The organism is Microbacterium schleiferi (assembly GCF_038150145.1).
GTDB lineage: Bacteria > Actinomycetota > Actinomycetes > Actinomycetales > Microbacteriaceae > Microbacterium > Microbacterium schleiferi_B.
The window spans coordinates 26,361-52,666 of record NZ_JBBWSA010000001.1 but is presented as its reverse complement, the minus strand read 5'-3'; the positions used below and the strand labels follow the sequence as shown (position 1 = coordinate 52,666).

25 protein-coding genes are annotated in these 26,306 nt (G+C 68.0%); 9 read left to right on the top strand and 16 right to left on the bottom strand.

Translation table 11 applies throughout. The annotated features are described in order from the left end of the window. Positions 1-135: 135 nt before the first annotated feature. The 6 genes from AADH62_RS00240 to AADH62_RS00215 all read right to left on the bottom strand — a co-directional run bounded on the left by AADH62_RS00240 (position 136) and on the right by AADH62_RS00215 (position 6,469). Positions 136-1,539, bottom strand: coding sequence for a glycosyltransferase family 4 protein (locus tag AADH62_RS00240; RefSeq protein WP_341577748.1), 1,404 nt, complete (start codon positions 1,537-1,539; stop codon positions 136-138). Positions 1,540-1,663: 124 nt separating this feature from the next. Beyond that, a complete protein-coding gene (gene guaA / locus AADH62_RS00235) occupies positions 1,664-3,247 on the bottom strand; it encodes a glutamine-hydrolyzing GMP synthase (protein WP_341577747.1) in 1,584 nt (527 codons plus the stop codon). 43 nt (positions 3,248-3,290) lie between these two features. Further along, positions 3,291-3,827: a DUF3817 domain-containing protein gene (locus AADH62_RS00230; RefSeq protein WP_300590559.1), complete on the bottom strand. Its 537-nt coding sequence runs from the start codon at positions 3,825-3,827 to the stop codon at positions 3,291-3,293. A 9-nt stretch (positions 3,828-3,836) separates the two neighbouring features. Then, positions 3,837-4,679 (bottom strand): SURF1 family protein, encoded by an 843-nt coding sequence (locus tag AADH62_RS00225; protein WP_341577746.1) that lies wholly within the window; start codon positions 4,677-4,679, stop codon positions 3,837-3,839. Beyond that, the gene (locus AADH62_RS00220; protein WP_300590561.1) at positions 4,676-5,794 is read right to left on the bottom strand and encodes a GuaB3 family IMP dehydrogenase-related protein; all 1,119 of its coding nucleotides are present in this window, start codon (positions 5,792-5,794) and stop codon (positions 4,676-4,678) included. The genes AADH62_RS00225 and AADH62_RS00220 overlap by 4 nt, the downstream gene beginning before the upstream one ends. A gap of 63 nt (positions 5,795-5,857) precedes the next feature. Beyond that, positions 5,858-6,469: a TetR/AcrR family transcriptional regulator gene (locus tag AADH62_RS00215; protein ID WP_341577745.1), complete on the bottom strand. Its 612-nt coding sequence runs from the start codon at positions 6,467-6,469 to the stop codon at positions 5,858-5,860. Between the two features lie 68 nt (positions 6,470-6,537). Here AADH62_RS00215 and AADH62_RS00210 point away from each other — a divergent pair, with 68 nt between their 5' ends. After that, on the top strand, positions 6,538-8,040 hold the full coding sequence (locus tag AADH62_RS00210; protein ID WP_341577744.1) for a DHA2 family efflux MFS transporter permease subunit: 1,503 nt from the start codon (positions 6,538-6,540) through the stop codon (positions 8,038-8,040). Here the strand turns inward: AADH62_RS00210 and fdhD are convergent. Further along, positions 7,983-8,861 (bottom strand): formate dehydrogenase accessory sulfurtransferase FdhD, encoded by an 879-nt coding sequence (fdhD, locus tag AADH62_RS00205; protein ID WP_341577743.1) that lies wholly within the window; start codon positions 8,859-8,861, stop codon positions 7,983-7,985. The genes AADH62_RS00210 and fdhD overlap by 58 nt on opposite strands. A 157-nt stretch (positions 8,862-9,018) precedes the next feature. Between fdhD and AADH62_RS00200 the strand changes: the two genes are divergently transcribed. The 4 genes from AADH62_RS00200 to moaA are packed head-to-tail and all read left to right on the top strand — an operon-like array spanning position 9,019 to position 13,419. Then, positions 9,019-11,358: an FdhF/YdeP family oxidoreductase gene (locus AADH62_RS00200; RefSeq protein WP_341577742.1), complete on the top strand. Its 2,340-nt coding sequence runs from the start codon at positions 9,019-9,021 to the stop codon at positions 11,356-11,358. After that, positions 11,355-11,882, top strand: a complete 528-nt coding sequence (locus AADH62_RS00195) for a MogA/MoaB family molybdenum cofactor biosynthesis protein (RefSeq protein ID WP_341577741.1) — start codon at positions 11,355-11,357, stop codon at positions 11,880-11,882. Before AADH62_RS00200 ends, AADH62_RS00195 begins: the two co-directional genes overlap by 4 nt. Beyond that, positions 11,882-12,322 (top strand): molybdenum cofactor biosynthesis protein MoaE, encoded by a 441-nt coding sequence (locus AADH62_RS00190; protein WP_341577740.1) that lies wholly within the window; start codon positions 11,882-11,884, stop codon positions 12,320-12,322. Before AADH62_RS00195 ends, AADH62_RS00190 begins: the two co-directional genes overlap by 1 nt. Continuing rightward, the gene (moaA, locus tag AADH62_RS00185; RefSeq protein WP_341577739.1) at positions 12,319-13,419 is read left to right on the top strand and encodes a GTP 3',8-cyclase MoaA; all 1,101 of its coding nucleotides are present in this window, start codon (positions 12,319-12,321) and stop codon (positions 13,417-13,419) included. Before AADH62_RS00190 ends, moaA begins: the two co-directional genes overlap by 4 nt. 118 nt (positions 13,420-13,537) lie before the next feature. On the opposite strand, the gene AADH62_RS00180 is transcribed toward moaA, so the two are convergent. The 8 genes from AADH62_RS00180 to guaB all read right to left on the bottom strand — a co-directional run bounded on the left by AADH62_RS00180 (position 13,538) and on the right by guaB (position 20,490). Then, positions 13,538-13,771, bottom strand: a complete 234-nt coding sequence (locus AADH62_RS00180) for a MoaD/ThiS family protein (protein WP_341577738.1) — start codon at positions 13,769-13,771, stop codon at positions 13,538-13,540. Further along, the gene (locus AADH62_RS00175; RefSeq protein ID WP_341577737.1) at positions 13,771-14,787 is read right to left on the bottom strand and encodes a DUF6457 domain-containing protein; all 1,017 of its coding nucleotides are present in this window, start codon (positions 14,785-14,787) and stop codon (positions 13,771-13,773) included. Before AADH62_RS00175 ends, AADH62_RS00180 begins: the two co-directional genes overlap by 1 nt. Continuing rightward, positions 14,787-15,257, bottom strand: coding sequence for a cyclic pyranopterin monophosphate synthase MoaC (moaC, locus tag AADH62_RS00170; protein WP_341577736.1), 471 nt, complete (start codon positions 15,255-15,257; stop codon positions 14,787-14,789). Before moaC ends, AADH62_RS00175 begins: the two co-directional genes overlap by 1 nt. Then, entirely contained in the window at positions 15,254-16,474 is a 1,221-nt protein-coding gene (glp, locus tag AADH62_RS00165) for a gephyrin-like molybdotransferase Glp (RefSeq protein ID WP_341577735.1), read from the bottom strand. The genes moaC and glp overlap by 4 nt, the downstream gene beginning before the upstream one ends. After that, complete coding sequence (locus tag AADH62_RS00160) at positions 16,471-17,265, bottom strand: HesA/MoeB/ThiF family protein (protein WP_341577734.1); 795 nt, start codon at positions 17,263-17,265, stop codon at positions 16,471-16,473. The genes glp and AADH62_RS00160 overlap by 4 nt, the downstream gene beginning before the upstream one ends. 169 nt (positions 17,266-17,434) lie before the next feature. Continuing rightward, positions 17,435-17,713: a DUF2277 domain-containing protein gene (locus AADH62_RS00155; RefSeq protein ID WP_195693077.1), complete on the bottom strand. Its 279-nt coding sequence runs from the start codon at positions 17,711-17,713 to the stop codon at positions 17,435-17,437. Between the two features lie 198 nt (positions 17,714-17,911). Continuing rightward, positions 17,912-18,397, bottom strand: coding sequence for an endonuclease domain-containing protein (locus AADH62_RS00150; RefSeq protein ID WP_341577733.1), 486 nt, complete (start codon positions 18,395-18,397; stop codon positions 17,912-17,914). Between the two features lie 590 nt (positions 18,398-18,987). Continuing rightward, positions 18,988-20,490 (bottom strand): IMP dehydrogenase, encoded by a 1,503-nt coding sequence (gene guaB, locus AADH62_RS00145; protein ID WP_341577732.1) that lies wholly within the window; start codon positions 20,488-20,490, stop codon positions 18,988-18,990. A gap of 283 nt (positions 20,491-20,773) precedes the next feature. Between guaB and AADH62_RS00140 the strand changes: the two genes are divergently transcribed. From AADH62_RS00140 to AADH62_RS00125, 4 genes are read left to right on the top strand one after another with little or no spacing between them, the layout of a single operon-like run. After that, a complete protein-coding gene (locus AADH62_RS00140) occupies positions 20,774-22,018 on the top strand; it encodes a branched-chain amino acid ABC transporter permease (protein ID WP_341577731.1) in 1,245 nt (414 codons plus the stop codon). A 13-nt stretch (positions 22,019-22,031) separates the two neighbouring features. After that, complete coding sequence (locus AADH62_RS00135) at positions 22,032-23,012, top strand: branched-chain amino acid ABC transporter permease (protein ID WP_292709866.1); 981 nt, start codon at positions 22,032-22,034, stop codon at positions 23,010-23,012. Then, positions 23,002-24,027, top strand: a complete 1,026-nt coding sequence (locus tag AADH62_RS00130) for an ABC transporter ATP-binding protein (protein ID WP_341577730.1) — start codon at positions 23,002-23,004, stop codon at positions 24,025-24,027. Before AADH62_RS00135 ends, AADH62_RS00130 begins: the two co-directional genes overlap by 11 nt. Further along, positions 24,024-24,788: an ABC transporter ATP-binding protein gene (locus AADH62_RS00125; protein ID WP_341577729.1), complete on the top strand. Its 765-nt coding sequence runs from the start codon at positions 24,024-24,026 to the stop codon at positions 24,786-24,788. Before AADH62_RS00130 ends, AADH62_RS00125 begins: the two co-directional genes overlap by 4 nt. Before the next feature lie 198 nt (positions 24,789-24,986). On the opposite strand, the gene AADH62_RS00120 is transcribed toward AADH62_RS00125, so the two are convergent. Beyond that, positions 24,987-26,255, bottom strand: coding sequence for an ABC transporter substrate-binding protein (locus AADH62_RS00120; RefSeq protein ID WP_341577728.1), 1,269 nt, complete (start codon positions 26,253-26,255; stop codon positions 24,987-24,989). Between the last annotated feature and the right edge of the window lie 51 nt (positions 26,256-26,306).

Here is a 26,306-nt window from a genome sequence, read left to right as displayed (position 1 = left end):
CCCTTCACCCCTGTCGCAACGGCGCATCCTTTACCCGACACGCCGTGCGCACACCCAAGACGCCCGGCGCGTCGGTCATCCTGTGCGCCGTTGCGACTGGCGAGCGGAGAGCCGGGCTGTACGCGAGGACGAGCGTCAGCGACTGACGGGGTCGGCCAGGGCAGCGCGAACCGCCGTACCGAGGGCGCGCATGGATGCCGCGGCGTCCATCGCCGCCGCCGCGGCTCGTGCCGAGGCCGAAAGCTTTGCGCGACGATTCCGATCCGAGAGGACGTCGATGAGTGCCGCGGCGAGGGCGTCGATGTCGCCATCGGAGACGAGCACGCCGCCCCCGTGCGCGAGGGTGTCGCGGGGCCCGTAGGGCATGTCGTATGCGACGACGGGAACGCCGGCCGTCAGCGCCTCCAGGATGACGAGAGGCTGCCCCTCGTTCGTGCTGGCGAGCACGAGGACGTCGGCGGATGCCCAGGCCTGCGTCGCCGGATCGGCGACGTGACCGATCCACTCGACAGCATCCGCGACGCCTAGCTCTGCCGCCAGAGCTCGTAGCTCCGCGCCAGAGGCACCGTCGCCGTACACACACAGGTGAGCGGCGGGCACCGCGGCACGAACCACAGGAAGCGCGCGCAGCACGTGATCGACGCGTTTGCGAGGAATGAGCGAGTTCAGGATGACGATGCGGCCGGCAACGGGATCGCTCGGCGCCGACACGACCGGCGCAGGATGCGGCACGACGAACGACCGCAGTCGGCCGCCGAACCGACGCTCGACGTCGTCGCGCTGCGAGGGCGTGAGCCACAACACGCCGTCAAACCGGTCGGCGATTTCAAACCACCGCTGCCACGCAGCATCCATCGGCGAGTCCCACTGGAACGGGGAAACAACATGACAGGCGTGCGTCGTGTGCAGAACACGGATGCCGGCATCCAGCGCCGGCGCCCCCTCGGCTACCAGCGTCTCGCCGATCTGCCGCGCCTCGCACAGCACGACAACCGGCACCCGCTCTTCGCCTGGCGCGGCTCCTTCGGCGGCGACAGCGTTCAGCCAGGCGCGGTAGAGACCACCGAACCCCGGAAGCCACCCGATCACGGCTCCGTCGTCGCCGTCGTAGACCCGAACCGGTGCGTCAGTCAGGTGCCACGCGGCATCACCGCTCACGACCGGCAGATCGAGCACGGTCGCGCCCGAGTCATCACTGATCGCCCGTGTCGGCCACGGGGATGATGGCGCCGACCCCGGAATCGCCGCGCGCCGCAGCCAGGATGGATCCGAGCGTGCGTCATCGAACAGATTCCGAAGGCTCTCCTCGCCGCCAAGGAGCCCCCGCCGCACCCACTCGGCTCGGTGGGCGTCGTGATCGGCGGTCTCCCCCGGATCGACGGTCAGGAGCGTGACATCCGCACCGGCGGCTGCCATGTCGGCCGCTCGTCGAAGCACCGAAATCGTGAAGCCGCCGTCGAGGTCCGGGACCAGCCGCGAAGCAAGCACGAAATGGCGCGCCGCCGGCAACACACGTCCGCCCGTGGGAGCTACTCCCACTCGCCCACTCCCGCGGTCGAGTGCCACACAGCGCCCATCGCTCGTGGTCGTTTCACTCCCACTCGACCGCTACGCGGTCGAGTGCCACACAGCGCCACCATTCGAGTGTGAGCGCCGCTCCGCGTCACTCCCACTCGATAGTCCCCGGGGGCTTGGAGGTGACATCGAGCACGACACGGTTGACCTCACGCACCTCGTTCGTGATGCGGTTCGAGATCCGCGAGAGCACGTCGTACGGCAGCCGAGTCCAGTCGGCGGTCATCGCGTCTTCACTCGAGACGGGGCGCAGCACGATCGGATGCCCGTACGTGCGCCCATCGCCCTGAACGCCGACCGACCGCACGTCGGCGAGGAGCACGACCGGACACTGCCAGATCTCGCCGTCCAGCCCCGCCTTGGTCAACTCTTCGCGGGCGATGGCGTCGGCATCACGCAGGATCTCGAGGCGGTCAGCGGTGACCTCACCCACGATGCGGATGCCAAGACCGGGCCCCGGAAAGGGCTGGCGACCCACGATGACCTCGGGAAGCCCCAGCTCACGCCCGATGGCGCGCACCTCGTCCTTGAAGAGCGTCCGCAACGGCTCGACGAGCTCGAACTGCAGATCCTCGGGAAGCCCGCCGACATTGTGGTGGCTCTTGATGTTCGCGGTTCCCGCGCCGCCGCCGGATTCGACGACATCGGGGTACAGGGTCCCCTGCACGAGGAAGCGGATGGGTTCGCCGTCGGCCTTGGCCTCGTCGACGAGTTCGCGCTGGACCCGCTCGAAGGCGCGGATGAACTCGCGTCCGATGATCTTGCGCTTCTGCTCGGGATCGCTGACCCCGGCGAGGGCCTCGAGGAACGTCTCCCGGGCGTCGACGGTCACCAGTCGCACGCCGGTCGAGGCGACGTAGTCCTGCTCGACCTGTTCACGCTCGCCCTTGCGCAGCAGCCCGTGGTCGACGAAGACCGCGACGAGCTGGTCGCCGACGGCCTTGTGCACGAGGGCTGTCGACACGGCAGAGTCCACACCGCCCGACAGTGCCGAAAGCACGCGTCCCGAGCCGACCTGCGCGCGGATCCGATCGACCTGCTCAGCGATGACGTTGCCGCTGTTCCAGTCGGCGGGAAGACCCGCGGCCTTGTGCAGGAAGTTCTCGATGATCCGCTGGCCGTGATCGGAGTGCTTGACCTCGGGATGCCACTGCACGCCGTACATGCGACGCGCGTCGTTTCCGAACGCGGCGACCGGGGTGGCTCCGGTGCGAGCGAGCACCTCGAACCCCGCGGGAGGCTCCGAGACCTGATCGCCGTGACTCATCCACACGTTCTGGTCGGCGGGCTGACCGTCGAACAGCACGCTCTCGTCGCGGATGATGCTGGCATCCGTCGCGCCGTACTCGCGCAGGCCCGTGTTGGCCACGACGCCGCCGAGAGCCTGAGCCATTACCTGGAATCCGTAGCAGATGCCCAGGGTCGGCACGCCCAGATCGAACACGCCCGGGTCAAGCGTCGGCGCGCCGGGTTCGTACACGGACGAGGGCCCGCCCGACAGGATGATGCCGATCGGGTTCTTCGCGGCGATCTCGGCGGCCGTCGCGGTGTGCGGCACGAGCTCGCTGTAGACGCCCGCCTCTCGCACGCGACGGGCAATGAGCTGGGCGTACTGCGCGCCGAAGTCGACGACGAGGACGGGTCGCTGCGAGGTCTCGGTCTGTTCTGTCACCGGATGCTTTCGGTCGGCGCCCCTGGAACCCAGGAGCGTTGGGTCAGGAGACTGTGGGGTTCTGGCGGGTCAGGCTGGATTGCTCAGCGAGATCGTGACTCTCGGACTCGCGCGCAGCGAGGTAGGCCTTGACCTCACGGGCGACGCGAGCCTCCATGAAGAAGGAGAGGAAGGGGACGATCCCGCCGAGCGCAAGCGCGATGAAGCGACCGAACCGCCACCGCATGAGGCTCCAGATGCGGAAGCAGGCGAAGAGATACACGACGTAGAACCAGCCGTGGCCGACGAGGATCGACAGCGACACGTTGACACCATCGCCCGCCGACTCGAGATCGCAGCCGAGCCCGCCCGGAACGAAGAGCGAATACCACTCGCATCCGGGGCCGACCAGCACCGGCGCAAACCAGAGGAGGCCTCCGGAGCCGCCGGCGAACAGCTCGACGTGCAGCGGCGAGTACTTGAGGATCATCTCGGCCAGCAGCAGAAGCAGCATGACACCGGTGATGATCGAAGCGACCTGGTAGAAGGTCAGCGCTCCGCGAATAGCCGGGAAAGACGACGGTTTCGGCTCGCGGGGCATGGGCCCATTCTAGCCGCCGGTCGCGCCGGCGCTTCCCGAGCCGGATGCCGCAGCGGCGGCATCCTCGAACTCTTCGACTTCCTTCTCCCACGCGTCCTTGGCGAGGCGGTACCAGAAGTAGAACGCGAACCCGGCGAAGACCACCCACTCGGCCGCGTAGAAGATGTTGAGCCAGTTCACCGTGGACCCGGCATCCGGCGCGGGTGAAGCGATGTCCACGAGTCCCGCCGGCGCAGACTGCGAGGCGATGTAACTGCGATAGACGTCAAGGCCCACGGTGTCATGCCACTGAGCGAGCAGGGCCGCGGGCGACATCCGGGTCATCGTGAAGGGAAGCTCCCCCCGCGGCGGCGGCAGCGGCCCCTCGTCCGAGATCAACCGGCCGACGATCGTGACCGGCTCCCCCGCGGCGGCGGTCGCTTCCAGCGCCTCGGCGGCGGATTCGGCGTCGGCGAGCGTCGGCGCCCAGCCGGCGGCGACGGCAACGGATGTCGGGGCCGCCGCATCAGCAAGGCGCAGCTGGCCTGTGACCCAGTACCCTTCGACGCCGTCGTTGAAGCGCGACGAGACGATGAGGAAGTCCTCGGGCACCCACGTGCCCGTCACCTCAACACGCTGGCCGACGAGTGGCTCGGGAAGGTACTCGCCCGGTCCCGCAACCTCCGCGAGCGGCCGAACTTCTTCGGTGACCCCGGGTGGGAGCGGGTCGGTGTCGATCGCCCGCGCGAGCTGCCACTGGCCGAGCCACGCGAACACCCCCGCGACAACGAGCGCGAGCAGCAGGACCCCGATCCAGCGGGGTCGGAGCATGACCTCCCGCAGGGTCGGGGGAAACACTGTCTGGTCTGTCATCCGCCCGTATACGGCGCGACGACCACCTCGACGCGCTGGAACTCCTTGAGATCGGAGTAGCCGGTCGTGGCCATCGACTTCTTCAGCGCCCCGATGAGGTTCGCGGTGCCGTCAGCGACAGGCGCCGGCCCGTAGAGCACGGACTCGAGGTTTGTCACCTGGTCGACCTTCACGCGGCGCCCGCGCGGGAGCTTCGGATGGTTGGCCTCCGGGCCCCAGTGGTAACCGCGGCCCGGGGCATCGGTCGCGCGTGAGAGCGCGACACCGAGCATGACGGCATCGGCTCCCATCGCGAGCGCCTTGACGATGTCGCCGGAGGTTCCGACGCCACCGTCGGCGATCACGTGGACATAGCGCCCGCCCGACTCGTCCAGGTAGTCGCGGCGAGCACCAGCGACGTCGGCGACGGCCGTGGCCATCGGTGCGTGGATGCCGAGCACACCGCGCGTCGTCGACGCTGCCCCGCCGCCGAAGCCGACGAGCACGCCCGCGGCGCCGGTGCGCATGAGGTGGAGGGCTGCCGTGTAGGTCGCGGCACCGCCGACGATGACGGGAACGTCGAGGTCGTAGATGAACTTCTTGAGGTTCAGCGGCTCGTCGACGCTCGAGACGTGCTCGGCCGAGACCGTCGTGCCACGGATGACGAACAGATCCACGCCGGCGGCGACGACGGTCTCGTACAACTGCTGCGTGCGCTGCGGAGTCAGGGCGCCGGCCACCGTGACGCCGGCGTCACGGATCTGCTGGAGTCGCTCACGGATGAGCTCGGGTTTGATCGGCTCGGAGTAGAGCTCCTGCATCCGGCATGTCGCCGTTGCCTCATCGAGCGATGCGATCTCGGCCAGCAGCGGCTCGGGGTCGTCGTACCGCGTCCACAGCCCCTCGAGATCGAGCACACCGAGCCCGCCGAGCTGACCGAGCATGATCGCGGTCCGGGGGCTCACGACCGAGTCCATCGGAGCGCCGAGCACGGGGATGTCGAACTGGAACGCATCGATCGACCAGGCCGTCGAGACATCCTCGGGGTTGCGGGTGCGGCGCGAAGGAACGACGGCGATGTCGTCGAACGAGTACGCGCGGCGAGCGCGCTTGGCACGGCCGATCTCGATCTCCATGGTCACGCGCCCCAGCCTACCGGTGGCGCGGACTCATGCATCCGGGACCCCTGCCTCACGCGCTCACCAGGGCTCGTTGCCGCGGGGGACGACATCGCGGACGGCGCGCATCGTGGTCGGGAAGCACGTTTCGAAGAGCTCGTGGATGCCTTCATCCTCGTCGACCTCGTCAATGAGGCGCAGCCCGATCATGGTGTTGATCAGCATTCCTTCGGCGAGGAACGCCTGGGCGGTGTCGGCGTCGAATCCGACGTCGTCCCGCAGGAACCGCCACACCCTGACGAAACCCTCGCGGGCTGCGGGCCCGATCACCGGGTGGCCGCCGAGAAGGAAGGCGTGCGAGAGCGTCTGGTGAAGCCCCCGCACCTGGAGAAGGTCGAGGTACGCCGTACCCATGCGGTCCTGGACGGATCTCTCATCATCGGCCGAGGTCAGTTCGGCACGGAATCCGTCGAGCAACTGGTCGACCGCGTCATGCAACACGGCCAGGAACAGCGATTCCTTCGTGCCGAACAACCTGACCACGTAGGGCTGACTGACGCCAGCGGCGCGAGCTACCTCGTCCGTCGTCGCTCCCTCGTACCCGCGCGCACCGAAGACAGCGTGAGCCGCCAGCAGGATTTCGGCACGGCGCTCGTCAGAACTCATGCGTCGTTGCGTGCCGTTATGAGCCATGCTTGACATGTTATCAGTCGATTACTACAGTCCATGTAATCATTCGATTACTTCAATGGAGGCATCCCGTGAGCACCACGCTCGACCCGGCTCCCGTGCAGCCCTCGCAACGCGCCGCGCCGCGGCAGCGCGCTTTCGGCCTGGTGGTCGCGGCAGCGTCCGTACCGATGTTCATGGCAACCCTCGACAACCTCGTGATGACCAACGCGCTCCCGGTGCTCCACCGCGACCTCGGCGCGAGTGTCGAGGAACTGCAGTGGTTCGTGAACGCCTACACGCTGGCCTTCGCCGGTGCGATCCTGTTGGCATCCGCCCTGGGCGACCGCTTCGGGCGTCGCACGGTCTTCGCGATCGGAATCGCCGTCTTCGGGATCGGTTCGGTACTCGCCGCTGTCAGCACCGATCCCTCGCAGCTGATCGTCGCCCGCGCCGTTCAGGGACTCGGCGGAGCCGGCATCTTCCCCCTGTCGCTCGCGCTGCTCTCGGGCGGTGTCGCCCCCGAGCGCCGTCCGCTCGCCATCGGGATCTGGGGTGGCGTCTCGGGCCTCGGGGTCGCCGTCGGTCCGCTCGTGGGCGGCGCGATCATGGAGGGGTGGAACTGGCAGGCGATCTTCTGGCTGAACGTTCCGATCGCGATCCTCGCCATCCCCTTCGCCCTGTGGGCCCTGCGTAACGACCGCGGAGCGCGTGTGCGTCTCGACCTCATCGGCGCGGTCATGATCGCCCCGAGCGTTATCCTGCTGGTCCACGCGATCGTTCGCGGAAACGACGACGGCTGGGGATCATTCGGGGTCATCGCGGAGCTCGTGGCGGGCTTGGCACTCCTGGCGGGATTCGTCGCGTGGCAGGCCCGCGCGTCAGCGCCCCTCATGCCCTTGCGCCTGTTCCGCGACCGCAGTTTCACGGTCACCAACATCGCCGGCTTCGGTTTCAGCTTCGGCACGTTCGGCGCGATCTTCCTGCTTATCCAGTACATGCAGGTTGTGCAGGGCGCCTCGCCGTGGGAGGCGGCAGTGCGCACCACGCCGTGGACGCTGGCGCCGATGGTGATCGCGCCGCTCGCGGGTCTGCTCGCCCCCCGCGTCGGCACCCGCCTCCTGATGGTCGTTGGGCTCGTGATGCAGGCGACGGCGCTGATCTGGCTCGCCGCGATCCTGGGTCTTGACACTCCGTACGCGGCGATGGTCGCGCCTTTTGTCATCGCCGGTGTCGGGATGGGGCTCGTGTTCGCACCGTCGGCGACAGCACTCTTGGCAACTCTGGGGATCGTGGATCACGCGAAAGCATCCGGCGTCAACTCGACGGTGCGCGAGATCGGACTGGCCCTCGGCACTGCCGTGCTCACGGCGATCTTCCTCGGCGCCGGCGGGGAGCTGGTTCCCGACCTGTACGTCGAGGCGGCGCGGCCCGCGGTATTCGTCGGAGGCATCGTGCTGGTGATCAGCGCGATCGCTGCCCTCTGGCTGCCTGCAGGACGTTCCGCGCCTGAGTCGCGCGCGAGGGGTGGAGAGGCTCAGCCCGTCGCGACCTCGGCTGCCGCCGGCACGAGCACCCGCTCGGGGCAGGTGTAGATCGCGAGGCTCGCACCGCGGCTGAAGCCGACAAGGGTCATCCCGGATGCCGCTGCCAGATCCACCGCCAGCGACGAGGGTGCACTGACGGCGGCGAGCACCGGGATGCCGGCGAGCCGCGCCTTCTGCACAAGCTCGAACGACGCACGCCCCGACACCTGCAGCACTGTTCCCGAGAGCGGCAGTCGGTCTTCGCGCACCGCCCACCCGACGATCTTGTCGACGGCATTGTGGCGCCCGACGTCCTCACGCAGGCACAACAACTCCCCCTCAGCGGTGAAGAGGCCCGCCGCGTGGACGCCGCCGGTCCGATCGAACAGGGCCTGGCTCTGCCGCAGCACGTCGGGAAGACGCGCCAGGATGCCGGCATCGACCCGGATGCCGTCGCCGGCCACGTCGAAACGGGATTGCTTGCTGACAGCCTCAATCGAGGTGGTGCCGCAGATACCGCAGGCTGAGGTCGTCGTGGAATGGCGCGCGTGGGCATCCGTCGGGGGAACCGCGCCCCGGCCCAGCACTGCGTCGATGACGTTGTAGGTGTTCTCTTCGCGGCGACCGAACTCGTCGAATCCGGCGCAGTAACGCAACGAGGCGAGCTCATCGCGCGCAGCGATCACGCCCTCCGAGACCAGGAACCCGGCCACCAGGTCGAAGTCGTCGCCGGGTGTGCGCATCGTGACCGACCAGGACGTGCCGTCGATCCGGATCTCCAGCGGCTCTTCGCGGGCCACGACGTCTTCCCGCGTCGAGGTCGTCGCGGCATCCGCGCCGTCGTTCCACCGCACGCGGGTCACGCGGTGCCGCGTCATCCCTGTCGCCATCTCGACCCCTTCGTTCAGCTCCCATTGTGCCCCGCACCTGCGCGACGGGGCCGGATGCCGAGGATCGGCGTTAGTCTCGGGAGAACAGGTCGACGTCGACCGGCGGCGTGGAGAGGATGAGCCGCTCCCGCCGGAGAGTCCACCCGGAGAATCCACCATGGCAAAGTCCGCCCCCACCGCAGATATCGACGAGTCGAAGCTCCGTGTCTCGGCGCCCGCGACCGAAGCTGTCGGCGTTCCCGCCGTGATGCACGCCCTTGAGATGTCGATCGAGCAGATGGGCCTCGTGCGCAGTGCCCGGACGCTGCTGCGCGTGAATCAGAAGGACGGGTTCGACTGCCCCGGCTGCGCGTGGCCCGAGGAAGACAAGCGTCACATCGCCGAGTTCTGCGAGAACGGCGCGAAGGCCGTGGCCGAGGAGGCCACCGTGCGCCGTGTCTCTGCTGATTTCTTCGCGAAGCACTCGATCGCCGATCTTCTCGAGCACGACGACTATTGGCTCGGACAGCAGGGGCGCCTGGTCGAACCGATGATTCTCGACGAGGGGGCCACGCATTACCGTCCTGCCAGCTGGGACGAAGCGCTCGACCTGATCGCCGACGAATTGCGCGGGCTCGACAGCCCCGATGAGGCGATCTTCTACACCTCCGGCCGAACCTCGAACGAGGCCGCCTTCCTCTACCAACTGCTGGTGAGGGGCCTGGGCACCAACAACCTCCCCGACTGCTCGAACATGTGCCACGAGTCAAGCGGCGTCGCGCTGTCGCAGACGCTCGGCATCGGCAAGGGCACGGTGTCGATCGAAGACATCCACAACGCCAGCCTCATCATCGTCGCGGGCCAAAACCCCGGCACCAACCACCCGCGCATGCTGAGCGCCCTCGAGAAGGCGAAGATGAAGGGCGCGACGATCGTCGCCGTGAACCCTCTTCCCGAGGCCGGCCTCATGCGGTTCAAGAACCCGCAGATCCCGCGTGGTGTGATCGGTGACGGCACCCCGATCGCCGATGAGTTCGTACAGATCCGGATGGGCGGCGATCAGGCCCTCTTCCAGGCGCTCGCCAAGCACCTGCTCGAGCAGCACGAGCGTCGCGTCGACGCGGGAGAGCCCGGCATCCTGGATGCCGACTTCCTGACGCAGCACACGAGCGACTTCGCCGCCTACGCGGACCTCATTCAGGCGGCATCCTGGAGCGAGTTCGAAACGGCGACGGGCCTCAGCGAAGCACGGATGCGGGAAATCGGCGACCGCGTGATCGCCTCCCCCGCGACGATCGTGTGCTGGGCGATGGGCCTGACCCAGCACAAGCACTCGGTCGCGACGCTGCGCGATGTCGTCAACCTGCTGCTGCTGCAGGGAAACGTCGGTCGCCCGGGCGCCGGCGTCTGTCCCGTGCGCGGTCACTCGAACGTGCAGGGCGATCGAACCATGGGCATTTACGAGAAGATGCCCGAGCCGTTCCTGAAGGCGCTCGATGCGGAGTTCTCGTTCGCCGCTCCGCGCAAGCACGGCTACGACACCGTCGACGCGATCCGGGCGATGCGCGATGGCAAAGCGCGCTTCTTCATGGGGATGGGCGGCAACTTCGTCTCCGCCACCCCCGACACCGCCGTGACCGAAGCCGCCATGCGAAACCTGCGCCTCACGGTCGAGGTATCGACCAAGCTCAACCGCTCCCACCTCGTGACCGGCACACGCGCCGTCATCCTGCCGACCCTCGGCCGCACCGATCGCGACCACCGGGGCGGGATCGACCAGCGCGTCACGGTCGAGGACTCGATGGGCGCCGTCCACGCCTCGCGCGGGCGGCTGAAGCCCCCCGCAGACGACATGCTGTCGGAGGTAGCGATCGTCGCTCGGATCGCCGAGCGCTTGTTCGCAGGGCCCAACGCCCTGCCGAACGCTCCGCAGGCCGACTGGAAGGCCATCGAAGCCGACTACGCGACAGTGCGCGCGCACATCCAAGCCGTCGTTCCGGGATTTGATGACTACGAGGCGCGGATCGCCAAGGGACGCACCTTCTTCCTCCCGAACGGCCCTCGCGACGAGCGCCGATTCACAACCGTCACCGGCAAGGCCCTCTTCACCGCCAATGAGCTGGAGTACCCCAGGATCCCCGAGGGCCACCTGCTGCTGCAGACTCTGCGCAGCCACGACCAGTACAACACCACGATCTACGGCAAGGATGACCGGTACCGCGGCATCCGTGACGGGCGGCGCGTCGTGCTCGTGAACAGCACGGATGCCGACGCCGCGGGCGTCGCCGACGGTGAGATCGTCGACCTCGTGTCGGTGTGGACCGACGGATCCGAGCGACGAGCCGAGGAGTTCCGGGTGGTGCACTACGACACGCCCGTTGGAAACGCTGCTGCCTACTACCCCGAGACAAATGTGCTCGTTCCGTTGGATTCGACGGCAGACGGATCGGGAACGCCGACCTCGAAGTCCGTCATCATCCGGCTCGAGCGCCGGGGTTCGGAACAGCCGAGCTCGTGACAGCCGCCCCGGATGCCGCCACTGCTGCGCCCCCGGGCGGGGCAGGGGTCCGCGCTGCCGTCGTGACGGCATCTGACCGCGCGGCATCCGGGGAGCGTCCGGATGCGACGGGGCCGGCGCTCGTGCGGCGACTCGTCGAGGCGGGGTATGCCTGTGATGCCGCGATCGTTGTGGCCGACGGGCAGGCATCGGTTGCTGACGGCATCCGTCGCGCGCTGGACACCGGGGCGCGACTGGTCATCACGACCGGTGGCACGGGAGTCGGACCGCGCGATCGCACCCCCGAAGCTACCCGGACCGTGATCGACAAGGAGGTCCCGGGCCTTGCCGAGCTGCTGCGACGCGAGGGCGCGGCATCCACGCCGATGGCTGCGCTCTCGCGCGGCATCGTCGGCGTCGTCGACGGCCCCGGTTCGGTGATCGCGAATCTACCCGGCTCGACCCGCGGTGCCACCGAGGGCCTCGAGACGCTGCTGCCGCTGCTGCCGCACGTGCTCGATCAGCTCACGGGCGGTGATCACTGATGACAGAGGATGCCGTGCGGATCGCACGGATCAGCGAGGTGCCCGTCGACCTCGCGGCGCACCTCGCCGCGGTGTCGGACCCGACCGTCGGCGGGATCGCGACCTTCATCGGCACGGTCCGCGACCACGATCCGGGCGCGCACGGTGAGGTGACGCTTCTCGAGTACTCGTCGCACCCGGACGCCGAGCGGATCCTGGGCGAGATCGCGGCGTCCTGTCTCGCTGAGACTGACGCCGAGTGCGCCATCGCCGTCACGCACCGCATCGGAAAGCTCACTGTCGGCGACCTCGCCGTGGTCGTCGCAGTCTCGAGCGCCCACCGCGCTCCCGCGTTCGAGGTGTGCCGGGCGCTGATCGAGCGCATCAAGACCGACCTACCGATCTGGAAGCGTCAGCACGAGAACGATGGCACCGCGAGCTGGGTAGGGCTTGACGCATGAGCGCCGTTCCTCTGCCCCTGCCGACGACGCTCGCACGCCCCGGCGGCGTCGATGTAGCGCCCAGCGAGCGTGCGGCACCCGGTTCGCGCGGGCAGTTGGTCGACCGGTTCGGTCGCGTGCACCGGGATCTTCGCATCTCGCTGACCGACCGGTGCTCCCTGCGCTGCACCTATTGCATGCCTGAGCAAGGTGTCGAATGGCTCGCCAAGAGCACCATCCTCACGACCGACGAGATCGTGCGGGTCGCGGGGGTTCTCGCAAGCCTCGGGATCGTCGAGGTGCGGTTGACCGGGGGCGAGCCTCTGCTGCGCCGCGACATCGTGGATGTCGTCCGTCGCGTCGCCGCGATCGAGGGAGTCTCAGGACCCCTCGAGGTGTCGATGACGACCAATGGAATCAAGCTCCCCGAACTCGCCGAGCCGCTGCGCGAGGCCGGGCTTGCGCGGGTGAATGTCTCGATCGACACGCTGCGCCGCGACCGCTTCGCCGAGCTGACGCGCCGCGATCGCCTGGACGACGTCTTGCGCGGCATCCGTGCCGCCCGCCACGCCGGGTTCTCGCCCCTCAAGCTCAACGCTGTACCGATGCGCGGCGTCAACGACGACGAGATCGTCGACCTCGTGCAGTTCGCGGTCGACAACGGCGCGCAGATGCGGTTCATCGAACAGATGCCGCTGGATGCCGGACACACGTGGTCGCGCACCGAGATGGTCGATGCTGGCGAGATTCTCGACAAGCTCACGCAGCGCTTCACGCTCACGCCGATCGGCGAGCGCGGCTCATCGCCCTCGCAGGACTACCTCGTGGACGGCGGACCGACGACCGTGGGGCTGATCGCCTCGGTGACAGCGCCCTTCTGTGGCGCGTGCGACAGGGTGCGGCTCACCGCTGATGGGCAGATCCGCAACTGCCTTTTCGCGCGCGAAGAGTCGGATCTACTGCCACTGCTTCGCGGAGCCGACGGTGTGGGGCCAGCGGACGATGACGCGATCGCTGACCTCCTGCGTCGCTCGATCGCCGGCAAGCGCGCCGGTCACGGAATCGACGACCCCGGATTCCTCCAGCCACAGCGCCCGATGAGCGCCATCGGCGGCTAACCCCGGCATCCGCGGCGTGGGCGGAATGCCCGCACGAGATCCGCAGAATCGCGCGGACGTCGCACCGCCGTGGCCGAATCCTGCGAACCTCGTGCGATTCTGCGGATCTCGGGCCCGCTCAGCCGCCGGCAAAGGGCGGCAGGATGTCGACGACATCGGATGCCGACAGCGGCATATCGGCATCCGTGCGCTCCCCGTTGACGAGCACTGCGCAGCGCGGCAGCACGAATCCGAGTCGCTCGTGGTCCGCCACGACAGCGGCACGCAAGGCATCGAGGGTCGCCTCGCCGCGGATCTCCTCTTCGGCACCGGCCGCGTCAGCGGCTCCGGCGAAGTAGCGAACCGTCGCCATCAGACCCCGCTCCCGCCGCTGCCGGGGGGGCGCCCTTCGGCCCACGCCCCGGCGAGCGCGACGATCTCGGAGAGGGCAGCCGCCGTATCCTCGGCGCCGCCACCCGCGCGGCCTGCAACGAGACCGGCGATGAAAGCACTCAGCGGTGCAGCCGGGCGTGCGACGTCATGCGCGACATCGCGCGCAAGGTCGAGCACGAGCGCGATCGGCACCTGCTCGGCATCCAACCCGAAGCGATCACGCAAAACCGAGGACCACTCATCGAGCGCCTCCGGTGGAAGGGTGCGGTCGTTCATGCTGGCTCCTGACTCTCGGGACCGGGCACGAGACAGATCCTGCCACGTGTCGACATCGGCCGTCACCCCGGTTGTATCCGGCAGATACCGACATCGCAGGGCGGCGAACAGGTCGCTCATCCGCGCACCCACCGGCTCTGTCAGTCGCGCGGCGGCGTCGACGAGCGCCTGCGTCCGAATCCGTGCACAGAGCCACTGGCGGCGACCGGCGGCATCCACGAGCACGACTCCGTCCACGCCTGCGGAGTCGTCGGGACCCGCCGCGACGAGAGCCGCCACGGCGCGATCGCCCGCGGCGAGGTCGCCGGCCAACAGCAGCACCTCGTCGGCATCCACGCGGCCGAGCGCGGCGGTGATCGCGGCGACCGGCCCTCCTCCCGCCGGCTCCTCGCGCATCACAACGAGGCGCGAAGTGGCCGAGCGTCCCGAACGCAGGATGGATGGCGCATCCGCGCCCGTCGGCGCTGCTCCGAACGGCGGTGATCCTGCATTCGGCCCGGCTTCGGCGGGCGGTGTGCCGACGACGATGACCGTGCCGTCACAGGCGGCGAGCGCAGCAGCCGTCGTGCGTTGCAGCATCGACTGACCTGCGACCTCCAAGGCGGTCTTGTCGATACCACCCATCCGCGATGCCCGGCCTCCCGACAGGATGATCGCACCGATCCGGGCGCGTGCGCCGGCGGCGCGGATGCCCGAGTCTGAAGCCGGGCCGTCAGGCATCACTCCTCGCGCGTCCACGACCCCGAGCGACCGCCCTCCTTGGCGGTGATGCAGGCATCCATGATCGTGACGGTGCGGTCGATGCCCTTGACCATGTCCACCACCGAGAGTGCGGCGACGGTCACGGCCGTGAGTGCCTCCATCTCGACCCCGGTCCGGTCGGCAGTGCGCACGGTCGCGGTGATGCTCACCCCAGCATCCTCGACCCGCAGGTCCACGACGACCCCGTGCACCCCGATGACGTGCGCCAGCGGCAGCAGCTCGGGGGTGCGCTTGGCGGCCTGGATGCCAGCGATCCGAGCGACGGCGAGCACATCGCCCTTGGGAACGGCGCCGTCCCGCAGCGCCGCGACGGTGCCAGGCGCCATTGTCACGAAGGCCCGGGCGGATGCCGCACGCACTGTCGGCTGCTTGCCGGTGACATCCACCATGCGGGCGTGACCGGACTCGTCGAGGTGCGTGAAACTCATGTCACCAGCATGACATCGACGCGATCGCCCGCGGCTACCTCCTCGACGGATGCCGGAATCACCGCCCACGCCTCGGCGAGCGCGAGCGCGCCAGCCCGGTGCGAGCCGGCTCCTCCGGCGGTAGCGGGGCGGACGGTCCATGCCGCAGGGTCGGACCGATCGATCGCGACGGGCATGAACTGCTCACGGGCGGGCGGCGTGCGCCATCCGTTCGATACCCGGAGGCGCAGGACTGGGCGCAGCAGGTCACGTCTCCCCTGCATCCGCAGCAGCGCCGGGCGCACGAATGCCTCGAACGACACGGCGACGCTCACGGGGTTCCCGGGCAGACAGAACACCGGGATGCCGCCGATAGCGCCGTGCCCCTGCGGCTTGCCGGGCTGCATCGCGACGGTGAGAAACTGCACGCCCGTCGGTTCGAGCACCTCCCGCACCACCTCGTAGGCGCCGACGCTCGCGCCGCCGGTCAGCACGATCGCGTCCGGGGCGTCGGCTTTGACGCGGGCGAGCACCCGCCGCAGCACCGCGGGATCATCGCCGACGCGGATGAGCTCGCTGACGACGGCGTCAGCGCCCCGCACCAGGCCGTCCAGGAGCAGACCGTTCGACTCGGTAATCTGCCCCGGCCCGACGGGCTCGCCGGGTGCCACCAGCTCGTCGCCGCTTGCGATCACGACAACGCGCGGGGCCGGGCTAACGAGAACGGATGCCGCGCCCGCCGCAGCCGCGGCCGATCGCTGCAACGCACCCAGTCGCTCCCCCGCGGCGACCACGACATCACCGACCGAGACATCGTCGCCTCGACGACGGATATGCACGCCGGGCGTCGGCTGCGCGTCGAGGTGAACGAGCGACCCGGGGGCGACATCGCGGAACAGCTCCGCGGTCTGTTCGTGCGGGACGATGGCGTCGGCTCCGGCCGGAACCGGCGCTCCCGTCATGATCCGGGCCGCTTCCCCGGGCCCGATGCTGGCACCGGGGACAACGCCTGCCGGGATGTCGATGACGACCGTGCGCGGGACGGCTCCGTCGTCCGCCCGGACGGCGTAGCCATCCATCGCGGAATTGTCGAAGGCGGGGATCTCAAGGGTAGCGACGACAGGTTCCGCGGTCGTGCGACCCCAGGCATCCGTGATCGAGACCCGCACCGGCGTCAGGGGCGTGGTCGCCGCGAGGATCGCGTCGCGATGCTCGGCGACAGTGCGTGTGAAGCTCATGCGTGCGAGGGTGCGGGAACGGCGGATGCCGACCGGACCGGGAGTTCTCGCATCGTTCCGGCAAGGGCGTCGATGACGGCGATCCGTCCGAGCAGCGGGCGCCCCTCGCCGACGATGAGCTTGATCGCCTCGGATGCCATGAGCGAGCCGGTCTGCATGCAGACGGAGGCGAGCACACCGACCTGCTCGCACGTGACGACCTGGCCGGTCGAGCCGGCGGGGAACAGGTCGCTCAGGCGCACCGGCTGGGCCCCGGCGGGCGGTGCTGACCAGAAGACTGTCACCTGCGACCAGAACTCCAGCACGCTCCCCCACACGACCGGTAATCCGAGCTCTGCGGCCGCGGCATCCACGACGTCGCGGGTCTCGAAAGTGTCGGATCCGTCGAGCACGAGGTCGTAGCCGGACAGGATCTCGAGCGCGTTCGCCGCGGTCAGGCGCACCGGATGCTCGATCACCCGCACGTCGGGTGCGAGGCCGCGCGCACGAGTCGCGGCGCTCTCGGTCTTCGGCTCGCCGACTGTGTCAACGGAGTGGATGATCTGCCGGTGCAGGTTGGTCAGGTCCACGACGTCGTCGTCGATGATGCCGATCGTTCCGACGCCGGCAGCGGCAAGCGCAAGGATGACGGTTGACCCAAGTCCGCCGGCTCCCACGACCGCGACGCGAGCTGCGGCAAGGCGGCGCTGCCCAACGTCACCGATCGCGAAGAGTTTGCGGTGACGCGCCGTGCGGTCGCGTTCGGCATCCGTCAGGGCCTCGACGGGCTCGACGAGCGGGGGAAGTGACATGTCCCTACGCTAGCCCCGCACCTGCGGCGTGCGGACCGGCGTCGCTCAACTCCGCGGGATCGCACCAACTCCGCACCCGTGGGGCAGAATCCTGTGAACTTCGCGTGGTTCTGCGAGGTTCGGGGACGCCAGCAAGCGGCCAGTCGGCAAACGGATGCCGCGAGCTGCCCTACGCGACCGAGTAGCGCCCCGACGCGATGGCCCGCGCGCGAGCCTTGGCCGCTTCTTCTTCGCGGTTCTTCGGTGGCGTCACGGCGACAAGGTCGTCGAGCAGGTGCTGCGTAGCGTGGGCGATCTCGTGGACGGCGCGGTCGAAGGCATCCTGGTTCGCCTTGGACGGCTTGGTCGTCCCGGCGATCTTGCGCACGTACTGCAGAGCCGCCGCGTGCACCTCATCCGAGGTCGCCGCGGGCTCGAAGTTATGAAGTGTGTGGATGTTCCGGCACATGCCCCGACGATACGCCCGCCCCCGCGGCTGGACCACCCCGCACCCGGGCCGAGCTTGGCACTACGAAGCTCGCAGAATCACGCCAACTCCGCACGATTGCGGCCGCATCCTGCGAACTTCGCGCGATTCTGGGGACATGCGCGGAACGGGGCAGGCCGCGCGCGCGAGCACAGGCGCGGCGGGCAGTGGCAGGCGGGCTCAGGATGCCAGGTGGAGACGTGCCGCGAGGGCGCGACGGATGCTGCGCTCGACTGCCGGCCAGTCGTGAACGATCTGCGCGTAGCTCAGGCGTATAACGGTGTATCCGCGAAGCGCAAGCTCGGCGTCGTGCGCGATGTCCTTCGTGCGCTGCGCGCTTGAGGAGTGATGGGCGAACCCGTCGATCTGCAGCACGAGCCGCTCGCCGACCAGGAGGTCGACGAACCGTCCGGCGATCCTCGCCTGCTGCGCCACCGGAACGCCCCAGCGGCGCAGCGGCAGGACGACGAGGGTCTCCAGCCCTGAATCGGAGAGCCCAGTAACTTCCCCAGCCAGCTCTCGCGCGGCCCGCGAGGTCCACGGGATGCGCCTGAGCGCCTCCGGCGCAAGCCCCTCCACACGAACCGCGGACTCCCACACGGCCAGAGCATCGTCGTGGGGGACGCATCCAGCGACGTGAGCCAGCGCATCCTCGACGGTCGCCATGAGGCCCCGTCCTGGCGGGGAGAGAGGGATCGTCCAGTGGAGCCGTCCTGGCCATCCGTCAGGCAGGCGCGCGGAACCGGAGCCGGGAACCATATGCAGATGAGGATGCGGATCCAGGTCTGGCGGCATCCACCACCCTCTCCTGCGTGCGAGGGACAGGCATGAAATCCGGCCGCCCGCGGTGGCCGCGGTGACGAGATCGGGCGCGGCATCCGCAAGGGTCACCCACGCACGACGGATGACGCGCGCCTTCCCGTCCCGTACGAACCCCCGCAAGGCCGCGACCCTGTACCCAGCACGCAGGATGTCGCTCCTGTGCGCCACTCCACCCCGATCCCGCAACCACTCTTCGAGCTCTGGCCTCACCTCGCCAGTGTGCGCTGCCAGATACCGCAACGACCGCGGACGGCATCCGTCTGTCCGCTCGTCTCGGCCGGGTGCCCCTGGGGAGGAATCCCTCCCCACCTCACAAACCCTCGCAGAATCGCGCCGACTCCACAGGATTCGGAGCAAAAAGTGCGAGGTTCGCGTGATTCTGCGAGCTCGGCGCGCGTGAGAAGTGAGCAGACGAACCAGACGGATGCTACGCGTCAGCGCTTGTAGTTCGGGGCCTCGACCACAATCTGCACGTCGTGCGGGTGCGATTCCTTGAGGCCGGCAGAGGTGATGCGCACGAACTTGCCCTTGGCCTTGAGCTCCTCAACAGTGCGCGCACCCACATAGAACATGGACTGCCGGAGGCCCCCGACCAGCTGATACGCGACTGCCGCGAGCGGACCGCGGTAAGCGACCTGCCCCTCGATCCCCTCGGGGATGAGCTTGTCGTCGGTGGGGACGTCGGCCTGGAAGTACCGGTCCTTCGAGTACGAGGTCTTCTTGCCGCGCGTCTGCAGCGCACCGAGCGACCCCATGCCCCGGTACTGCTTGAACTGCTTACCGCCCTGGAAGACGATCTCACCCGGAGCCTCGTCGGTGCCCGCGAACAGCGACCCGATCATGACCGAGTCCGCGCCAGCGACAAGCGCCTTCGCGATGTCACCCGAGTACTGCAGGCCCCCGTCGGCGATAACCGGAACTCCGGCCTGGCGCGCAGCCTGGAACGCCTCGTAGATCGCAGTCACCTGCGGCACACCGACGCCGGCGACGATGCGCGTCGTGCAGATGGAGCCCGGGCCGACGCCGACCTTCACGGCATCCACCCCGGCGTCGATAAGCGCCTGCGCACCCTCGCGGGTCGCGACATTGCCGCCGATGATATCGATGTTCGCGAACGACGGGTCGGCCTTCAGCCTGCGTACGATGTCGATGACTCCCGCCGACTGACCGTTGGCGGTGTCGACGACGAGCACGTCGACCCCGGCATCCCGCAGCGCCTCGGCACGCTCCCACGCGTCGCCGAAGAATCCGATAGCAGCGCCGACGCGCAATCGCCCATGCTCATCCTTGGTCGCGAGCGGGTACTTCTCGCTCTTGTCGAAGTCTTTGATGGTGATGAGGCCCGCGAGCTTGCCGTTGTCGTCGATCAGCGGAAGCTTCTCGACGCGGTGCTTGGCGAAAGTCGCGATGACCTCGTTCGCGCCGATCCCGACCGGAGCGGTGATGAGACCTTCGCTGGTCATGACGTCTTTGACGAGGGTGGTCTTGCGCTCGAAGCCCGATACGAAGCGCATGTCGCGGTTGGTGACGATGCCGACGAGCGTTCCCTCGTCGTCGATGACAGGAAGGCCCGAGATGCGGTAGGTCGCGCACATCGCGTCGACCTCTTCGATCGTGGCGTCGGGAGTCGTGGTCACAGGGTCAGAGATCATGCCCGACTCGCTGCGCTTGACCCGGTCGACCTGAGCCGCCTGCTCCTCGATCGAGAGGTTTCGGTGCAGGATGCCGAGTCCCCCCTCTCGGGCGACGGCGATCGCCATCCGCGCCTCGGTCACAGTGTCCATTGCGCTCGAAATGAGCGGGATTGCGACTGTGATACGTCGCGTTACCCGGGACGACGTGTCGGCCTCGCTCGGGATGACGTCGGTATGACCCGGCAGCAGAAGCACGTCGTCATAAGTGAGTCCGACGAATCCGAACGGGTCGTGAGTGTCCATGCTTCTCCTGCGGTCGCGAGCCTTATAGAGAATTCTACGTTCGCGGGCCCGCCAGCATTCCCGCGTTGCTCTCGCGCCCAGCCCCGCAACGGATTGGGATCGTTCTCAGCCGAATATGCCCCGGAAACACCGCGGACACATTACGCTCGTACGGTCGTCTATCACGGTCGAAGCGACTTCCTCGGCCGTTGCCGTCCGGGAGGTCTGAGTGCCACATCCGAATGCCCGAGCCAGGACGACGCGGAATCGCCTCGGCGCGTTTCTCGCGTTGGCGCTGACCATCATGGGCCTTCTCGCCCTGCCGACCGCGGCACACGCGGCCGAGGACGATCCCTACCGCATCAGCGGCAACGTGCAGCTCGAGGGTGAGCCGCTCGAGGGCGTCGAGCTGACGGTAGACGGCCCCGGTGGCGAACAGACCGTCGAAACCGACGCCAGCGGGCAGTGGTCGGTCGGGGTACCCGAACGCAACGCCGATTACACCGTCACACTCAACGAGGAGACGCTCCCCGAGGGCATCGCCGTCATCGACGAGACCGGCGAAGACACCTCACCCAATGTCCGCGAGGTCACGGTCGGACCGGGTGGCCGTGTCACCACGAACTTCTTCATCGGCGAAGGCGAACGGAACACGACGAGCTTCATCGACCAGTTGGTGGAGCGCCTGGTCAACGGCGTGAACTTCGGGTTGATGCTCGCGCTGGCGGCCATCGGCCTGTCGCTCGTCTACGGCACGACCGGGATCTCGAACTTTGCCCACGGCGAGATGGTCACCTTCGGCGCACTCATGGCGTTGCTGTTCGCCACGGGCTTGAGTCTGCCGTTGCTCGTGGCAGTCCCGCTGGCGGTGATCGTGTCAGGAGCATTCGGATACGCGATGGATGCCGGGCTCTGGCGCCCCCTGCGCCGAAAGGGCCTCGGCGTCGTGCAGCTCATGATCGTGTCGATCGGGCTCTCGCTGGCCCTGCGCTACATCTTCCAGATGTTCGTCGGCGGCGGCACCCTGCAGCTCCCCAATCCGCTATCCGGAGTCATCCCGCTGCCGGGGTCGATCGTGCTGACCTGGATGGACCTGCTCAGCATGGTCATCTCAGTCGTCGTGATCATCCTCTTCGCCCTGTGGCTCACGCGCAGCCGGATCGGGCGCGCGACGCGCGCGGTGTCCGACAACCCGTCGCTGGCGGCGGCATCCGGAATCGACGTGGACGCGATCGTGCGGATCGTCTGGATCCTGGCTGCCTCTCTCGCCGGGCTCTCCGGCGTCCTCTGGGCCTACTTCCGCCCCGGCATCAAGTGGGACATGGGCTCGAGCATCCTGCTGCTGCTGTTCGCCGCGGTTGTCCTCGGCGGCCTCGGCACCGCACTCGGCGCCCTGGTCGGATCCCTCATCGTCGGCATCCTCGTCGAGACAACGAGCCTGTTCGGGGTCCCCGACGATCTCAAGTACGTGGGGGCGCTCGTCGTCCTGATTCTGATCCTCCTCTTCCGGCCACAGGGCATCCTGGGTCGAAAAGAGCGAGTGGGCTGAAGGGGGTACGACGATGGACTTCGGTCAAATTCTGAGCAACACGCTGAGCCAGATCCTCAGCCCAACCACCCTCGGCTTCGCACTGGCGGCTATTGGCCTGTCGATCCACTTCGGGTTCGCGGGCCTGCTGAACATGGGCGTCGCCGGCTTCATGGCTGTCGGAGCCTACGGCTTCGCGATCTCGATCCTCACGTTCGGGCTGCCATGGTGGGCGGCAGCGCTCGTCGGCTTCGTGCTCGCAGCCGTGTTCGCACTGATTCTCGGCATCCCGACGCTGCGGCTTCGCGGCGACTACCTCGCGATCGTGACGATCGCCGCAGCTGAGGTCGTGCGACTGCTGTTCCTTTCGACCGCCTACAAGGACGTCACCGGTTCCGCCGACGGCCTGTTCGGCTTCCAGGCCGAGTTCCGCGCGGCAAACCCCCTGCCGCAGGGCACCTACGGCTTCGGCCCGTGGACCTACACGAGCGACCAGTGGTGGGTCATCATCATCGGCCTGGCATTGACCGCGGTAGCCGTCCTGTTCACCTGGTCGCTGATGCGCAGCCCCTGGGGACGCGTCATCAAGGGCATCCGTGAAGACGAGGATGCCGTGCGGTCGCTCGGCAAGAACGTGTTCTCGTTCAAGATGCAGGCACTCGTCATCGGTGGCGTCATCATCGCCGCCGGCGGCATCGTCACCGCAATGGGGACGAACGTCAACCCCAATGTCTACGTGACCTCGCAGACGTTCTTCATCTGGACAGCGCTGCTGCTGGGTGGGGCCGCGACCATCTTCGGCCCGGTGCTCGGCGCCGTGCTGTTCTGGGTCGTGCGAGCGTTCCTCTCCAACCTCCTTCCCGCGCTGGTGGATGCCGGGCTGTTGCCCTTCCTGTCGCGCGAGCAGGCACAGCAGTCGGTCTTCGTCCTGATCGGGGTCGCGCTCATGCTGCTGATCATCTTCCGCCCGCAGGGGATCCTCGGGAACAAGAAGGAGTTGAGCTTTGTCCGATGAGCCGCTCGCGCCGGTAGCGCGTCCCAAGACGACAGGCCTTCATGAGGGCGAGATCCGCCCGGGTGTCGCGAAGGTCGACCCGATCATCGTCGCCGATGGCGTGAAGCGCACGTTCGGCGGCCTGACTGCCGTGGATGTCGAGCACCTCGAGATCCCGCGAAATGCGATCACCGCCCTCATCGGCCCGAACGGCGCCGGCAAGACGACGTTCTTCAACCTGCTCACCGGCTTCGACAAGCCCGACGAGGGGTCGTGGACCTTCGACGGCACCGCGCTCGCGGGAGTGCCGGCGTTCAAGGTGTCGCGGATGGGCGCGGTGCGCACGTTCCAGCTGACCAAGGCCCTGGGCCTTCTGACGGTGCTTGAGAACATGAAGCTTGGCGCAACGCAGCAGCGGGGCGAGAGCTTCTTTGCGTCGCTGTTCCCGTTCCTGTGGCGAAAGCAGGATGCCGAGATCGAAGAGCGCGCCCGCGTGCTCCTGAAGAAGTTCAAGCTCGATGCGAAGGAGTCCGACTTCGCGGCGAGCCTCTCGGGTGGCCAGCGCAAGCTCCTCGAGATGGCGCGCGCGCTCATGAGCTCGCCGCAGTTCGTGATGCTCGATGAGCCGATGGCAGGCGTCAACCCGGCCCTCACCCAGTCGCTGCTTGACCACATCCTCGATCTGAAGGATGAGGGTATGACGGTGCTGTTCGTCGAGCACGACATGCACATGGTGCGCCACATCGCCGACTGGGTCGTTGTGATGGCCGAGGGCAAGATCGTCGCCGAGGGGCCGCCCGACACAGTCATGCAGAACCCGGCGGTGATCGATGCCTACCTCGGGTCGCACCAGGATGTCGACCTGGGAGTTGTCACGGGCCGCGTACCCGGTGAGCTGAACACCGCGGCTATCGAACTGCAGCAGGAGGTGCAGGAGTTCGACGAGGTGATCGAGAAGACCCTCCACCACGAGTCGGATGCCAGCCCCACCAAGACACCTGAGTCGGGCGAGAGCACCGGGACGGAGAATTCATGACCGACGCAGCAGCCACCGACGAGCGTCCCCCCGTCCGCGAGGGCACCCCGGTCGTTCTGGTCGACGAGGTTCACGCCGGGTACCTGCCCGGAGTCAACATCCTCAACGGCGCGACCCTGACCGCCTGGGACGGTGAGCTCATCGGCATCATCGGCCCCAACGGCGCCGGCAAGTCGACGCTGCTCAAGGCGATCTTCGGCCAGGTGAAGGTGCGCCAGGGTGACATCTCGCTCAACGGCGAGAAGATCACGGGACTCAAGGCGAACAAGCTCGTCGCGAAGGGCGTCGGATTCGTTCCGCAGACCAACAACGTCTTCCCGAGCCTCACCATCGCCGAGAACCTGCAGATGGGCCTCTTCCAGCGCCCCAAGCTCTACAGCGAGCGACTGGAGTTCGTGACGGGCATCTTCGCCGAGCTCGGCAAGCGCCTGAACCAGCGCGCCGGATCGCTCTCGGGCGGTGAGCGCCAGATGGTCGCGATGAGCCGTGCGCTCATGATGGATCCCGCCGTCATCCTGCTCGACGAGCCGTCGGCGGGCCTGTCCCCCGCGCGCCAGGACGACGCGTTCCTGCGCGTGAGCGAGATCAACAAGGCTGGCGTGACGACGATCATGGTCGAGCAGAACGCCCGCCGGTGCCTGCAGATCTGCGATCGGGGCTATGTGCTCGATCAGGGTAAGGACGCCTACACCGGCACCGGCCGTGAGCTGCTGAACGACCCCAAGGTCATCGGCCTCTACCTCGGCACCCTCGGCGCCTGACCCGCGCCGCGGCGCGAACCACACCTTCGTAGGCGACCCCACACCTTCTGACCCACGAAACCTGTGGGTTCGGCACGGATGCTGTGGGTTCGGCGCGCTTCTCGCCAGGTCGCACGGATGCTGACCGCGGCGAATGCCGCACACACGGAAGCGGGGCCCCGACCCGAAGGTCGGAGCCCCGCTCGCTAGCCGTGAGGCTTACTGGTAGGCGACGTAGTCGTTGTCTGCCGTGTACTGGTAGATGCCGATCGACGCCTCGGTCGGGTCGCCCACGTCGTCGAACGTGATCGGACCGGAGATACCGTCGTAGTCAGCGACACCGCCGCCGTTGATGATCTCGGCGCACTCGGCGAACGTGGTGCACTTCGTGCCGTCGCCAGACCCACCCGAGACCTCGATGAGCTTCTCGGCGATCGCTGCACCATCGGTCGAGCCGGCGGCAAGCGAAGCGAGCGCGAGCAGGATGACGGCGTCGTACGACTCAGCGGCGTAGCTGAACTCGGTCAGCTCCTCGTTGCCCTCGTCGACCCAGAACGTGTTCAGCGAGTCGGTGAAGTCGGTGATCGTATCGATCGAGAGGCCGGGAAGCGTTCCCTTGGCGCCCTCGAGCGAACCGCCCACATCGATGCCGTTGCTGCCGAACTGCGAGAGGTTGCCGTCGACGAAGTACAGCTTGTCGGCGGGCACGCCTGCGGCGAACAGCTCGGGGAGGATCGTCTTGACCTCTTCGAACGTGATCAGGGCGATCGCGTCGGGGTTGGCGGCGACGACCTCCGAGACCTGGGCCGAGAAGTTCGTGTCACCCGTGTTGTAGGTGGGCTCCGCGACGACCGTGCCGCCTGCGGCCTCGAACGCGTCCTTGACGAAGCTCGCAAGTCCCGTGCCGTACGAGTCGTTGAGGACGATCATGCCGAGCGTCTGCGCGCCCGACTCGGCGATCAGGTTTCCGAGCACCTCACCCTGCAGGGTGTCAGAGGGTGCGGTGCGGAAGTAGAGGCCGTTGTCGTCGTAGGTCGTGAACGCCGCCGACGTGTTGGCTGGCGAGAACTGGATGACGCCGGCGCCGACGACCTGGTCGATGAACTGCAGCGAGGTACCCGACGAGGCTGCACCGATGATCGCGGAGACACCCTCGCCAAGCAGACGCGGAATCTCGGTCTCGTAGGCCTTGTTGTCGGTGTCACCCGAGTCGCCCTGAATCATCTCGATGGTCACGCCGGCGTTCGCGGCGTTGACCTCGGATGCGGCGTACTCGGTACCTGCGATCTCCGGCGGGCCGAGGAAGGCCAGGTTACCGGTGACAGGCAGTGCCGTGCCGACCTTGAGGTCGAGGGATTCGCTCGGCTCGGTGGTACCGCTCCCGCCACCGGAGTCGCCGGCGCAACCCGCCAGGAAGACCGCGCTGACACCGACCACGGCGATACCGCCGAGGATCGAGCCGGCGCGGGATCGTGTGAAGACGCCCATGATGCTCCTTGCTGTGAATGGATGCGGGCCGTCAAGAGCCCGCACAGTGCC

What these genes read in the sequence shown, in the direction of transcription:
- AADH62_RS00230 (WP_300590559.1), bottom strand. Translation starts at nt 3,827, where the DNA reads ATGCCCCGCGAGCCGAAACCGTCGTCTTTCCCGGCTATTCGCGGAGCG.
- AADH62_RS00225 (WP_341577746.1), bottom strand. Translation starts at nt 4,679, where the DNA reads ATGACAGACCAGACAGTGTTTCCCCCGACCCTGCGGGAGGTCATGCTC.
- AADH62_RS00220 (WP_300590561.1), bottom strand. Translation starts at nt 5,794, where the DNA reads ATGGAGATCGAGATCGGCCGTGCCAAGCGCGCTCGCCGCGCGTACTCG.
- AADH62_RS00215 (WP_341577745.1), bottom strand. Translation starts at nt 6,469, where the DNA reads ATGGCTCATAACGGCACGCAACGACGCATGAGTTCTGACGAGCGCCGT.
- fdhD (WP_341577743.1), bottom strand. Translation starts at nt 8,861, where the DNA reads ATGGCGACAGGGATGACGCGGCACCGCGTGACCCGCGTGCGGTGGAAC.
- AADH62_RS00200 (WP_341577742.1), top strand. Translation starts at nt 9,019, where the DNA reads ATGGCAAAGTCCGCCCCCACCGCAGATATCGACGAGTCGAAGCTCCGT.
- AADH62_RS00190 (WP_341577740.1), top strand. Translation starts at nt 11,882, where the DNA reads ATGACAGAGGATGCCGTGCGGATCGCACGGATCAGCGAGGTGCCCGTC.
- moaA (WP_341577739.1), top strand. Translation starts at nt 12,319, where the DNA reads ATGAGCGCCGTTCCTCTGCCCCTGCCGACGACGCTCGCACGCCCCGGC.
- AADH62_RS00180 (WP_341577738.1), bottom strand. Translation starts at nt 13,771, where the DNA reads ATGGCGACGGTTCGCTACTTCGCCGGAGCCGCTGACGCGGCCGGTGCC.
- AADH62_RS00175 (WP_341577737.1), bottom strand. Translation starts at nt 14,787, where the DNA reads ATGCCTGACGGCCCGGCTTCAGACTCGGGCATCCGCGCCGCCGGCGCA.
- moaC (WP_341577736.1), bottom strand. Translation starts at nt 15,257, where the DNA reads ATGAGTTTCACGCACCTCGACGAGTCCGGTCACGCCCGCATGGTGGAT.
- glp (WP_341577735.1), bottom strand. Translation starts at nt 16,474, where the DNA reads ATGAGCTTCACACGCACTGTCGCCGAGCATCGCGACGCGATCCTCGCG.
- AADH62_RS00160 (WP_341577734.1), bottom strand. Translation starts at nt 17,265, where the DNA reads ATGTCACTTCCCCCGCTCGTCGAGCCCGTCGAGGCCCTGACGGATGCC.
- AADH62_RS00155 (WP_195693077.1), bottom strand. Translation starts at nt 17,713, where the DNA reads ATGTGCCGGAACATCCACACACTTCATAACTTCGAGCCCGCGGCGACC.
- AADH62_RS00150 (WP_341577733.1), bottom strand. Translation starts at nt 18,397, where the DNA reads ATGGCGACCGTCGAGGATGCGCTGGCTCACGTCGCTGGATGCGTCCCC.
- guaB (WP_341577732.1), bottom strand. Translation starts at nt 20,490, where the DNA reads ATGGACACTCACGACCCGTTCGGATTCGTCGGACTCACTTATGACGAC.
- AADH62_RS00140 (WP_341577731.1), top strand. Translation starts at nt 20,774, where the DNA reads ATGGGCCTTCTCGCCCTGCCGACCGCGGCACACGCGGCCGAGGACGAT.
- AADH62_RS00135 (WP_292709866.1), top strand. Translation starts at nt 22,032, where the DNA reads ATGGACTTCGGTCAAATTCTGAGCAACACGCTGAGCCAGATCCTCAGC.
- AADH62_RS00125 (WP_341577729.1), top strand. Translation starts at nt 24,024, where the DNA reads ATGACCGACGCAGCAGCCACCGACGAGCGTCCCCCCGTCCGCGAGGGC.
- AADH62_RS00120 (WP_341577728.1), bottom strand. Translation starts at nt 26,255, where the DNA reads ATGGGCGTCTTCACACGATCCCGCGCCGGCTCGATCCTCGGCGGTATC.